Source organism: Telluria sp. AZSoR62, assembly GCF_058111565.1.
On the sequence record NZ_JBYTST010000010.1, the window covers coordinates 221,770 to 233,656 of the forward strand.

12 protein-coding genes are annotated in these 11,887 nt (G+C 65.2%); 4 read left to right on the top strand and 8 right to left on the bottom strand.

What is annotated here, in order from left to right; all coding sequences use genetic code 11:
* Positions 1 to 104 precede the first annotated feature (104 nt).
* On the top strand, positions 105 to 1,226 hold the full coding sequence (locus AC3XQU_RS16875; RefSeq protein WP_489875318.1) for a beta-ketoacyl-ACP synthase III: 1,122 nt from the start codon (positions 105 to 107) through the stop codon (positions 1,224 to 1,226).
* Between the two features lie 130 nt (positions 1,227 to 1,356).
* On the opposite strand, the gene AC3XQU_RS16880 is transcribed toward AC3XQU_RS16875, so the two are convergent.
* From AC3XQU_RS16880 to AC3XQU_RS16910, 7 genes are all read right to left on the bottom strand, one after another.
* Entirely contained in the window at positions 1,357 to 3,390 is a 2,034-nt protein-coding gene (locus tag AC3XQU_RS16880; RefSeq protein ID WP_489875336.1) for a 2,4-dienoyl-CoA reductase FMN-binding domain-containing protein, read from the bottom strand.
* A 54-nt stretch (positions 3,391 to 3,444) separates the two neighbouring features.
* Positions 3,445 to 3,897: a hypothetical protein gene (locus AC3XQU_RS16885; RefSeq protein ID WP_489875319.1), complete on the bottom strand. Its 453-nt coding sequence runs from the start codon at positions 3,895 to 3,897 to the stop codon at positions 3,445 to 3,447.
* A 25-nt stretch (positions 3,898 to 3,922) separates the two neighbouring features.
* On the bottom strand, positions 3,923 to 4,369 hold the full coding sequence (locus tag AC3XQU_RS16890) for a DUF2721 domain-containing protein (RefSeq protein WP_489875320.1): 447 nt from the start codon (positions 4,367 to 4,369) through the stop codon (positions 3,923 to 3,925).
* A 73-nt stretch (positions 4,370 to 4,442) separates the two neighbouring features.
* On the bottom strand, positions 4,443 to 5,399 hold the full coding sequence (pip, locus tag AC3XQU_RS16895; RefSeq protein ID WP_489875321.1) for a prolyl aminopeptidase: 957 nt from the start codon (positions 5,397 to 5,399) through the stop codon (positions 4,443 to 4,445).
* A gap of 48 nt (positions 5,400 to 5,447) precedes the next feature.
* Complete coding sequence (locus AC3XQU_RS16900; protein ID WP_489875322.1) at positions 5,448 to 6,770, bottom strand: amino acid deaminase; 1,323 nt, start codon at positions 6,768 to 6,770, stop codon at positions 5,448 to 5,450.
* 180 nt (positions 6,771 to 6,950) lie between these two features.
* Positions 6,951 to 7,691 (bottom strand): acetoacetyl-CoA reductase, encoded by a 741-nt coding sequence (gene phbB / locus AC3XQU_RS16905; protein ID WP_489875323.1) that lies wholly within the window; start codon positions 7,689 to 7,691, stop codon positions 6,951 to 6,953.
* Between the two features lie 79 nt (positions 7,692 to 7,770).
* A complete protein-coding gene (locus AC3XQU_RS16910; protein WP_489875324.1) occupies positions 7,771 to 8,949 on the bottom strand; it encodes an acetyl-CoA C-acetyltransferase in 1,179 nt (392 codons plus the stop codon).
* Between the two features lie 283 nt (positions 8,950 to 9,232).
* Between AC3XQU_RS16910 and minC the strand changes: the two genes are divergently transcribed.
* Genes minC through minE form a run of 3 tightly spaced genes read left to right on the top strand, consistent with a single transcriptional unit; the run spans position 9,233 to position 11,149 of the window.
* Complete coding sequence (gene minC, locus AC3XQU_RS16915; protein ID WP_489875325.1) at positions 9,233 to 10,039, top strand: septum site-determining protein MinC; 807 nt, start codon at positions 9,233 to 9,235, stop codon at positions 10,037 to 10,039.
* Between the two features lie 41 nt (positions 10,040 to 10,080).
* Positions 10,081 to 10,896: a septum site-determining protein MinD gene (minD, locus tag AC3XQU_RS16920; protein ID WP_489875326.1), complete on the top strand. Its 816-nt coding sequence runs from the start codon at positions 10,081 to 10,083 to the stop codon at positions 10,894 to 10,896.
* 1 nt (position 10,897) lies between these two features.
* Positions 10,898 to 11,149, top strand: coding sequence for a cell division topological specificity factor MinE (gene minE, locus AC3XQU_RS16925; RefSeq protein ID WP_171085651.1), 252 nt, complete (start codon positions 10,898 to 10,900; stop codon positions 11,147 to 11,149).
* Between the two features lie 201 nt (positions 11,150 to 11,350).
* On the opposite strand, the gene AC3XQU_RS16930 is transcribed toward minE, so the two are convergent.
* On the bottom strand, positions 11,351 to 11,887 hold a 537-nt coding region (locus tag AC3XQU_RS16930; RefSeq protein WP_489875327.1), incomplete at its 5' end, for a cupin domain-containing protein.

Genomic DNA, 11,887 nt, shown 5'->3' on the forward strand with positions numbered 1-11,887 from the left:
GGCGCCTTGTTGTCGGGCCAGCCAATTCCCAGGCCCGGCGCGAGCGTGTAGAATCGCCGCATCTTCCGGCTAACGCCTGTTATTTTCTTTGAAAGTCCCCCACCATGAAACCTGTCGTCATCAGCGGCACCGGCCTGTTTACGCCACCGTATTCCATCTCGAACGACGAGCTGGTGACGGCCTATAACGCCTATGTGGAGCTGTTCAACCAGGAAAACGCGCCGGCGATCGCGGCCGGCGAGGTCACCGCGCTGGAAGCCTCGAGCAGCGGCTTCATCGAAAAAGCCTCCGGCATCAAGTCGCGCTACGTGATGGAAAAGGAAGGCATCCTGGATCCGGCCCGCATGACCGCCCGCATTCCCGAACGTGCGGACGAAGAAGTGTCGCTGCAGGCCGAGATGTGCGTGGCCGCCGCGCGCGAAGCGCTCGAGCGCGCCGGCAAGCAGGCCGCCGATATCGACATGGTGCTGGTCGCCTGCAGCAACATGCAGCGCCCCTACCCGGCCATGGCGGTCGAGGTGCAGGAGTTGCTGGGCATCGACGGTTTCGGCTTCGACATGAACGTGGCCTGCTCCTCGGCCACTTTCGGCATCCAGACGGCGGTGGACGCGGTGCGCAGCGGCCGCGCGCGCGCAGTCCTGATGCTGAACCCGGAAATCACCAGCGGCCACCTGAACTTCCGCGACCGCGACAGCCATTTCATCTTCGGCGACGCCTGCACCGCGGTCATCGTGGAAGCAGCCGATACCGCTACCGGCGCGCACCAGTGGGAGATCCTGGACAGCAAGCTCAAGACCAAGTTCTCGAACAACATCCGCAACAACTTCGGCTTCATGAACCGCTTCGACGAAGCCGGCATCGGCGCGCCCGACAAGCTGTTCCGCCAGCAGGGCCGCAAGGTGTTCAAGGAAGTCTGCCCGATGGCGGCCGAGATGATCGCCGACACGGTCAAGAACGCCGGCCTGGAGATCAAGGACGTGTCGCGCTACTGGCTGCACCAGGCCAATCTGAACATGAATCTGCTGATCGCGCGCACCCTGCTGGGCCGCGACGCCGAGCCGGGCGAAGCGCCGGTGATTCTCGACACCTACGCCAATACCTCGTCGGCGGGCTCGATCATTGCCTTCCACAAGTACCAGGACGACATGCCGAGCGGCGCGAACGGCGTGATCTGCTCGTTCGGGGCGGGGTATTCGATCGGGTGCGTGGTCGTTCGCAAAAAATAAGCGCGGCCGCCGATTGAACGGCGGCCGGTAGGGTGGGCAGATCCTGCCCACGCGGTGATAGCTGGCGGGTGCTATGCCCCGCTGGCTGACCTGGTGTGCTGTGAACGCGCAGGCGGCCAAGCCGCCCAGCTTACAAGCGCGCAGCCAGCTCCGCCCCCTCCCGTATCGCCCGCTTCGCATCGAGCTCCGCCGCCAGCGCCGCTCCGCCGATCTTGTGGAAGCGCGGCCCGCCGTTTGCTCCTTCCGCCGGCATCAAGTCCGCCAGGCTCTCCTGCCCCGCGCAGATCACCACGTTGTCCACCTCCAGCACCCGCCGCTCGCCGCCGACCGTGATGTGCAGGCCGGCGTCGTCAATGCGGTCGTACTGCACCCCGGCCAGCATCTGCACGCCGTTGCGCACCAGGGTGGCGCGGTGCACCCAGCCCGAAGTCTTGCCCAGGCCCGCGCCCGGACGCGTGGTCTTGCGCTGCAGGAGCCACACCTGGCGCGGCGGATGCGGCGCCACCGGCGGCGCCAGGCCGCCCGGCGTGTTCGACGCGGGGTCGACGCCCCACTCGGCCATCCAGTGCGCGGACGGCACCGGCAGCGGCACGCCGGGGTCGTGCACCAGGAATTCGCCCATGTCGAAACCGATGCCGCCGGCGCCGATGATGGCCACCTTGCGGCCCACCGGTTTGCCGTCGCGCAGCACGTCCAGATAGCTCAGCACCTTCGGGTGGTCGATGCCCTCGATCTTCGGCTTGCGCGTGACGATGCCGGTGGCGACGATCACGTCGTCGAAGCCTTCGGCCAGCAGTTCCTCGCGCGTGACGCGGACACCCAGGCGCACGTCGACGCCAGTCAACTCCAGCTTGCGGCCGAAATAGCGAATGGTCTCGGCAAATTCCTCCTTGCCCGGCACGCGCATCGCCACGTTGAACTGCCCGCCGATGTGGCCGAGCCCATCGAACAGCGTGACCCGGTGGCCGCATTCGGCAGCAACCGTGGCTGCCGACAGACCGGCCGGTCCGGCGCCGACCACCGCAACGCGGCGCGGCCGCGCCGACTTGCGGAACACCAGTTCAGTCTCGTGGCAGGCGCGCGGATTGACCAGGCAGCTGGCGCGCTTGTTTTGAAAGGTGTGGTCCAGGCAGGCCTGGTTGCAGGCGATGCAGGTATTGATTTCGTCGACCCGGCCGCCGGCGGCCTTGGCGACCCAGTCTGGATCGGCCAGGAAGGGCCGCGCCATCGACACCAGGTCGGCGCTGCCCTGCGCCAGCAGCGCTTCGGCGTCGCCCGGCATGTTGATGCGGTTCGAGGCCACCACCGGAATGCCCACCTCGGCGCGCAGCCGGCCCGCAACCTGCGCAAAGGCCGCGCGCGGCACCGAGGTGACGATGGTGGGCACGCGCGCCTCGTGCCAGCCATAGCCGGTGTTCAGGATGGTCACGCCAGCCGCCTCCAGGGCCTTGGCCACGGCGACCACCTCGTCCCAGGTATTGCCGCCTTCGACCAGGTCGAGCACCGAGTGGCGGTACATCAGGATGAAGTCGGGCCCGACCGCGGCGCGGATGCGGCGCACCACCTCGACGGCCAGGCGCATGCGGTTCTCGATCGAGCCGCCCCAGCTATCCGTGCGCTTGTTGGTACGCGCGCACAGGAACTGGTTCAGCAAATAGCCTTCGCTGCCCATCACCTCGACGCCGTCATAGCCGGCCATTTTCGCCAGTTTCGCGCAGCGCGCGTAAGACGCGATGGTGTGCTCGATGCCACGCGCGTCGAGCGCCTTGGGCTTGAACTTCGAAATCGGCGACTTGATGCTCGACGCCGACACCACGAACGGCTGGTAGCCGTAGCGGCCGGCGTGCAGGACCTGCAGCACGATCTTGCCGCCCTCGGCGTGCACCGCGCGCGTGACGCGCCGGTGGTTGGGCACGTCGCCCAAAAAATTCAGGGTGCCGCCGAAAGGCAGCAGCCAGCCCTGGCGGTTCGGCGAGATGCCGCCGGTGACGATCAGGCCGGCGCCGCCGCGCGCGCGTTCGGCGTAGAAGGCGGCCAGCTTGCCGTAGTTGTAGAACCGGTCTTCGAGCCCGGTGTGCATGGAGCCCATGATCACCCGGTTCTTCAGGGTGGTGAATCCGAGGTCGAGCGGGGCGAGGAGATGGGGATAGGTGGAATGCGTCATCACGGCATTACACCGTGATTTCGTGGAGGGATGTTACTAAACCGCTCGCGCGCCTCAGGACGGGCGGAAGTCGCGCTCGCGCAATTCGGCGAACTGCTCGATATTGCCGATGTTGATCACGACCGGATTGAGGCTGGCGCCCGGCGACATCGAGCGCCAGGCGAACTGCCATTCCTTCTCGCGCGACATGCCCAGGCTCTTGGAAAAGGCCGCGCCCAGGGGCGAGCGCTGGCCGTATTCCACCTGGCCGTCGATGCCGGCCCAGTTGGGCAGGGTGCGCTGCACCGCGCGGTGCAGGCGTTCGCCGAATTCCTCGGTATTGTGGATCACCAGGCAGCGGTCGGCGGGGCTGAATACGTCGAACAGCTGCTTGTCCCAGGCAGTCGAAAACGACAGGGCCAGGAAGCCGCCATCGGGCAGCAGGCGGAACTGGCCGCGCAGCGCGGCTTCGAGTTCGTCCTGCGGTGCGTAGCGGTACAGGGTCGGGGGGCGTTGGTAGTCGTGCATGGGATAAAACCGTTCGAGTGAAGCGTTAGCGGGACTGCTTGAGCGACAGCGTGTGCTGCAGGCGCATGAAGCGCGAGGCGATGAAGATCTCGCGCAGGAAAAAGACGAAGCTGCTGATCAGGCCGAGCATGGCGATCACGAACAGGCCGGCGATGTACTGGTCGAGCGGCAGGTTGGTGGTATCGCCCAGGAACAGCAGGGCAATCACCAGGCAGACCATCAGGCCGCAGGCGGTGCTGGAGGTGATGGCGGTGTTGATCAGGTGGGCGCGGGTATAGAGCGTTTCTCGTTCGGAGAAGAACTGCTCGTCGGCGCCATGCGCCAGGCGCTCGTCGAGCACGCGGGTGCGGTCGATGATGCGCGCCAGGCGGTTGGTCAGCACGGTCAGCTTGGTTGCCACGCCAGTGAGCAGGAAGACCGGCGCGATCGCCAGCTGGATGACGTGGCCGATGTCGCTGATCTGGATATTCATGGGGTAGCGTGCATGTTGGTCAGGGTAGCCTTAGTGTAGCAGCCGCGGTAGGGGCCGGGCAGCCCGACAGCGCTCAATCGAAGCGTCCGTGGCGCTTGAACTGCTCGGTCGCGCCGACGAGGGCGCGCGCGATGCCGGTCTCCAGCGCGCCATGGCCGCCGTCGGGAATCATGTGCAGCTTCGCGCCGGGCCAGGCCTGGTGCAGGCGCCAGGCCGACAGCGGCGGGCAGATCACGTCGTAGCGGCCCTGCACGATCACCGCCGGCAGGTGGCTGATGCGGCCGACGTCGCGCAGCAGCTGGTCTTCTGCTAAAAAAGCGCCGTGCAGCATGTAGTGCGATTCGAGCCGGCCCACGCCCAGGTCGAGCGCGTCCGACGAGGCTTCCTCGGGTTGCGGCAGCAGGAACACGCGGCGCCCTTCGAAGCGGCTCCAGGCGCGCGCCGCCGGCCAGTAGACCTCGGGGTCGTCGCACAACAGGCGCGAGGTATAGGCAGTGAGCAGGTCGCCGCGTTCGGCCACCGGGATCGGCGCCACGAATTCTTCGTACAGCTCGGGATAGAACCACTGGACGCCGTGCAGGAACCAGTCGACTTCGGCTTTCGTGCACAGGAAGATCCCGCGCAGCACGAAGCCGAGGCAGCGCTCCGGGTGGGCCTGGCCATAGGCCAGCGCCAGGGTCGAACCCCAGGAGCCGCCGAACACCAGCCATTGGTGAATCCCGAACATGGCGCGCAGGCGCTCGATGTCGTCGACCAGCAGCTGGGTGGTGTTGTTGCGCCATTCGCCCAGCGGCGTCGACTTGCCGGCGCCGCGCTGGTCGAACAGGATCACGCGGTAGGCGTTCGGGTCGAAGAAGCGCCGGTGCTGGGGCGACAGCCCGGCGCCCGGTCCGCCATGCAGGAACAGCACCGGGATGCCGTTGGGGTTGCCGACTTCTTCCCAGTAGATCGTATGCAGCTCGTCGACGGCAAGCTGGCCGTGGCGGATGGGCTGGATCGGGGGGAACAGTGACGGCGGTGTGGCGGGCATGGCGGCTCTCTCGGCAGGCTAGGTGCCGATTGTAGCGTACGGCCCCTGTCAGAAGAAGGTGTTCAGCGCCTGCGTCACCGTGTAGGCGTCGTCGACCGCCAGCAAGACCTGCCACTTGTCAAAGGTGGTGCACGGGTGCGAGATGCCGCAGCCGACCAGGTCGCCCACTTTGATCTGGTCGCGAATCTCGCCTTCCGGCAGCGCCAAATAGGCGTGCTGGTCGTTCATCTTGACGATGGCGCAGCCGGGCGGCAGCGCGGTCGGTTGCTTGGCGTCGCTGCCGGGGCGGTGCATGAACAGCGGGATCGGAAGCTCGATGTCGTAGGAGGCGTCGCGCTTGCCCATGGTGAGGATGGCCAAGCCCGGTTCGGGACGCGATTGCACGGTGCTCCATACTTCCAGTGCGGGACGCAGCCCCTCTTCCGGCCGCGCCTCGCGCGCATCGAGCCGGCCCAGCAGGCGGTGATAGGAACCGTGGTCGCTGGTGAGATAGCAGCCGCTGCGCAGCACGGCGCGCACCGGGCGCGAAAGATTCGCTACGCCGGCAAAGCCGCGCGCCACCAGGTCGAAATAGGCCGAGCCCCCGGCCGACAGCAGGATCTCGGCGCTGCCGAATAAATTGTCGGCGTCGGCCGTCTTCACCAGGTCCACCAGGCCGGCCACGAAAGCGTTCACGGCGCGCACATCGGCGTCGACATCGTCGCTGACCAGCAGGCCTTCATAGCCTTCGATACCGGCGAGCACCAGGCCATCAGCGCCGGCGATCGCGCGCCCTACCTCCAATGCTTCTTCAGGCGTGCGGCAGCCGGCGCGCTTGCCGGCCAGGCCCAGCTCGACCAGCACCGGCAGCGGGCGCGCCAGGGCGCGGGCCTGCACCGCTCGTGCCAGGCGCGATACGCCGTCCAGGGAATCGGCCAGCACGAAGCATTCGAAATCCGGGTCGTCATGCAGCAGGGCCAGCACGGCCTCGATGTCGGCGCGCGCCACCAGCTGGTTGGCCAGCAGCACGCGGCGCACGTTGAACCGGTGCGCCACCTGCACCTGGCAAGCAGAGGCCAGCGTGATGCCCCAGGCACCATTGGCCAGCTGGGCGCCGAACAGCTGCGGGCTCATGGTGGTCTTGCCGTGCGGAGCCAGCGTGGCGCCGTGGCGTTCACAAAAATTCTTCATCCACGCGAGGTTGTGCTGCAGCGCGGATTCCTTGAGCACGGCGACGGGGAAGGAGGTGTCGCCGCGCAGGATGTTCCAGGCCTGGACGGCGATGGCGCCCTGGCGCAGGGGTTCGGTGATCGGGAGGCCCTTGGTGCCGGGTGGGAGCAGTTGTTCATCGAGGCTGGAGAGGGCGAGGCCGTCGCGAGGAAGGGTGTGCATGAGAATCTTTCGTTGAACGATACGATGCGAATATTCTAATGGTGGTTGAACACGTGGGTAGGCCAGATAGGCCAGTGAACCAATTGGCGCCCACCCTACGAGGTACGGCTGTTCCAGTGGCTCAGGAATGGCAAAAAAAAGCACCGCCGCAGCGGTGCTTCGAGCGCCGACAAGCGGCAATTACTGCATGTGCTGCCCGCCATTGATCGCGATATTTGCGCCAGTGACGAACGCCGCTTCATCCGACGACAGGTAAGCCACCAGGCCGGCGACTTCTTCCGGCTTGCCCAGGCGGCCCATCGGGATCTGCGGGATGATCTTGGTTTCGAGCACTTCGCTCGGGATGTCCATCACCATCTTGGTACCGATATAGCCCGGCGAGATGGTATTGACCGTCACGCCCTTGCGCGCCACTTCATAGGCCAGGGCCTTGGTGAAGCCGTGCATGCCGGCCTTGGCGGCCGAGTAGTTGGTCTGGCCGAAGGCGCCCTTCTGGCCGTTGACGGACGAGATGTTGATGATCCGGCCCCAGCCACGCTCGACCATGCCGTCGCAGACCGGCTTGGTCATGTTGAACACGGAATCCAGGTTGGTCTTCATGACCGCGTCCCAGTTCGGCTTGTCCATCTTTTTAAACGTCATGTCGCGGGTGATGCCGGCATTGTTGACCAGCACGTCGACTGGGCCGACTTCCTGCTCGATCTTGCGCACGCATTCCTGGGCCGAGTCGTAGTCCGAGACGTCGCAGGCATAGGCCTTGAAGTCGAAGCCTTGCTCGCGCATGGTGCTGAGCCAGGCATCGGCTTTCGTGTTACCCGGCGAAAAGGTGGTGACGACACGGTATCCCAGCGCCGCCAGCTTGATGCAGACCGCTTCGCCCAGACCGCCCATGCCACCCGTTACTAATGCAACTCTAGCCATTGTCTTCTCCAATTTTATTGTCGTCAGTGCTACATCAAACCGGGCGCCGTGCGCGGCTGCCCGTTCCCTCAGTCGTATATCAGTCGCGCTCCACCGCCAGCGCCACGCCCATGCCGCCGCCGATGCACAGGCTGGCCAGCCCGCGCTTGGCGTCGCGGCGCACCATTTCGTGCAGCAGGGTAACCAGCACGCGGCAGCCGGAGGCGCCGATCGGGTGGCCCAGCGCAATGGCGCCGCCATTCACGTTGATTTTGGACGTATCCCAGCCCATTTCCTTATTGACCGCGATGGCCTGGGCAGCGAAGGCCTCGTTGATTTCCATCAGGTCGATGTCTTCGTGGGTCCAGCCGGCCTTCTGCAGGCACAGGCGGGTGGCCGAGACCGGGCCCATGCCCATGATCGACGGGTCCAGGCCGGCCGAGGCGTAGGCCTTGATGCGGGCCAGCGGGCTCAAGCCGAGTTCTTTCGCTTTCGATGCGCTCATCATGATGACGGCGGCCGCGCCGTCGTTCAGGCCGGAGGCGTTGCCGGCGGTGACGGTGCCTTCCTTGTTGAAGGCGGGGCGCAGGCCGGACAGCGCCTCCAGGGTCGAGCCGTGCTTCGGATACTCGTCGGTGTCGAAGACGATCGCGCCTTTTTTCGACGGGATCTCGATCGGCAGGATCTCGTCCTTGAACTTGCCTTCTTTTTGGGCAGCTTCGGCCTTGAGCTGGGACTGCAGCGCGAATTCGTCCTGCTCGGCGCGCGACACTTCGTACTTGCGGGCGACGTTCTCGGCGGTGACGCCCATGTGGTACTGGTTATAGACGTCCCACAGGCCGTCGACGATCATGGTGTCGACCAGCTTGGCGTCGCCCATGCGGAAGCCGTCGCGCGAGCCGTTGAGCACGTGCGGCGAAGCCGACATGTTTTCCTGGCCGCCGGCGATGACGATCTGGGCGTCGCCGCTCTTGATGGCCTGGGCCGCGAGGTGGGTGGCTTTCAGGCCGCTGCCGCAGACGGCATTGATGGTCATGCCCGGCACCATGTCGGGCAGCCCGCCCTTGATCACGGCCTGGCGCGCCGGGTTCTGGCCGGCGCCGGCGGTGAGCACCTGGCCCATGATGACCTCGCTGACCGAGGCAGGATCGATGCCGGTCTTGGCCAGCAGCTGGCGAATCACCTGTGCGCCGAGCTCGGTTGCAGGGATCTTGGCCAGCGAACCGCCGAATTTACCGACCGCAGTGCGGCCGGCGGCCACGATGACGACGTCTTCCATGTTGATTCTCCCTAGTCCCGGCTCTGGCCGGGGATTTGTTGAGACTGCAGGTTGCGAACCATGCATCTTAAGGTGCGTGCCGTACCCACGTTTGAGGAAAATCAATCTTATCAGCTAATCCACAGATTACAACCGCCCGCTACGCCAGCCTGTTGGTGTTGTCAGGTCGTTTTTGAACGGTGGCGACAAGGTTCGTTTCCTACTGGAATGATGTGTACGCAACTCTCCTTTTGGTCAATTTTCACAGTAGAATGCACGAGCGCAACGCCAACCAGACTGCTTTATGACGAAAACCCCAACCTCGCTGCCCATCGAAATCAAGATCTCCACGGTCGTCGCCATTTCGACGATCCTGCATTCGGCCGATCCGGCCACGATCGATGGCGCGCTGCATCAGATGACCGGCGGGGTCTCGGACTTCTTCGAAGACGAGTTCGCGGTGATCGACGTCGCCGCCATCGCGCATGAAGCACCGAGCATCGACTGGCCGGCCCTGGTGGCGCTGTTGAAGAAATACCGCCTGAACGCGGTCGCCGTGCGCGGCGCCGCACCGGGCATGGAAGAGGCGATCCGCGCCCATGGCCTGTCGCTGGACGATGGCTCGAGCGGCGTGCGCGCCCCGGAGGCGGCGCCGGCCCCGGTGGCGGCCCCCGCGCCTGCACCGGTGGTGGAAGCCGCTCCAGCGCCCGATCCGGTACCGGTCGAACCGGCGCCGAGCGCGGCGCCTGCGCCGCTGCCGGTGTCGGCCATGATCATCGATACCCCGGTGCGGGCCGGCCAGCGCGTGTATGCGCGCGGCAGCGACCTGATCATTACCGCGGTCGTCAACAATGGTGCGGAAATCATTGCCGACGGCAGCATCCATGTGTATGCACCACTGAATGGCCGGGCGCTCGCGGGCGCATCCGGCAACCCGGAAGCGCGCATCTTCGCCTTGTCGATGCAGCCGGAACTGGTGTCGATCGCGGGCGTGTACCGCACCTTCGACGACGGTTTCCCCAACGACCTGACGCGCCAGCCGGCACAAATTCGGCTCGTGGGCGACCGTCTCGATATATCATCGCTGGCTCCGGCGACAGCGCGCGCGTAACCCTGGCCTCGATACTGCTAGATACTGTAAAGGACTTATTTGTGGCACGAATTATTGTTGTAACGTCCGGCAAGGGCGGTGTGGGCAAAACCACCTCGAGCGCGAGCTTCTCCAGCGGCCTGGCCCTGCGCGGCCACAAGACCGTGGTCATCGACTTCGACGTCGGCCTGCGTAACCTCGACCTGATCATGGGCTGCGAACGCCGCGTGGTCTACGACCTCATCAACGTGATCAATGGCGAAGCGACCCTGAACCAGGCGCTGATCAAGGACAAGCACACGGACAACCTGTTCATCCTGCCGGCGTCGCAGACGCGCGACAAGGATGCGCTGGGCGAAGAAGGCGTGGAACGCGTGCTGAACGACCTGGTGCAGATGGGCTTCGAGTTCATCATCTGCGATTCGCCGGCCGGCATCGAGCACGGCGCGCTGATGGCTCTGACCTTCGCCGACGAAGCGATCATCGTGACCAACCCGGAAGTGTCGTCGGTGCGCGATTCGGACCGCATCCTCGGCATCATCCAGGCCAAGTCGCGCCGCGCCCAGAGCGGTTCGGAGCCGGTCAAGGAGCACCTGCTCATCACCCGCTACTCGCCCAAGCGCGTCGAAGCCGATGAAATGCTGTCCTACCAGGACGTGCAGGAAATCCTGCGCATCCCGCTGATCGGCATCATCCCGGAATCGGAATCGGTGCTGCACGCCTCGAACCAGGGCAACCCGGCGATCCACTTCAAGGGTACCGACGTGGCCGACGCCTATGAGGACGTGATTGCCCGCTTCCTGGGCGAAGACCGTCCGCTGCGCTTCACCAGCTACGAAAAGCCGGGCCTGTTCCAGCGTATTTTTGGAGCGAAGTGATATGCCACTGCTCAATTTCCTGTTCCCGGAGAAAAAGAAGAGCGCCACGGCTGCCAAGGAACGCCTGCAGATCATCATCGCGCGCGAGCGCACCAACCGCGCCGGGCCTGACTTCCTGCCGGCGCTGCACCGCGAGCTGATCGAGGTCATTTCGAAGTACACCAAGGTCAACGCGGACGACATCAAGATCTCGCTCGACCGCCAGGGCAACCTGGAAGTGCTGGATGTGAACGTGGTGCTGCCGGACGCGTAATCCCCAAGGACTTACGACTACCTCAGATTGAAGCTGCCTCATTAAGTTGCTCGTTAACTTATTGAGGCAGTTTTGTTTCGACAAGACGGAAGCCGACGCGTGCATCAAGGTCGACACGGTGTTCCGGTCAACAGCGGCCAGAAAAAAGGCCGCCGCGAACACCTGTTCCGCGGCGGCCCTGTCCTGCGCACTGCCCGGGTATCAGGCGCGCTTGTAGATGTCCTCGAAGCGGACGATGTCGTCCTCGCCGAGATAGCTGCCCGACTGCACTTCGATGATGTGCAGCGGAAGCTTGCCCGGGTTTTCCAGGCGGTGGTTCATGCCGATCGGGATATAGGTCGACTCGTTTTCGGAGAGCAGGCTGACCTTCTCGCCGCAGGTCACGCGCGCCGTGCCCGACACCACGACCCAGTGCTCGGCCCGGTGGTGGTGCATCTGCAACGAGAGCTTCTCGCCCGGTTTCACGGTGATGCGCTTGACCTGGAAGCGGTCGCCCGCATCGATGCCTTCGTAATGGCCCCACGGGCGGTAGACCTTGGTGTGGTGCAGGTGCTCGGTGCGCGACTTGGACTTGAGGTGGTCGACCACCTGCTTGACGCGCTGAACCTGGCTCTTGTGCGTGACCAGCACCGCGTCCTGGGTCTCGACCACGATCAGGTCCTCGACGCCGACCACGGCCACGATGCGGCTTTCGGCGCGCACCAGCGAATTCTTCACGCCGTCGAGGTAGACGTCGCC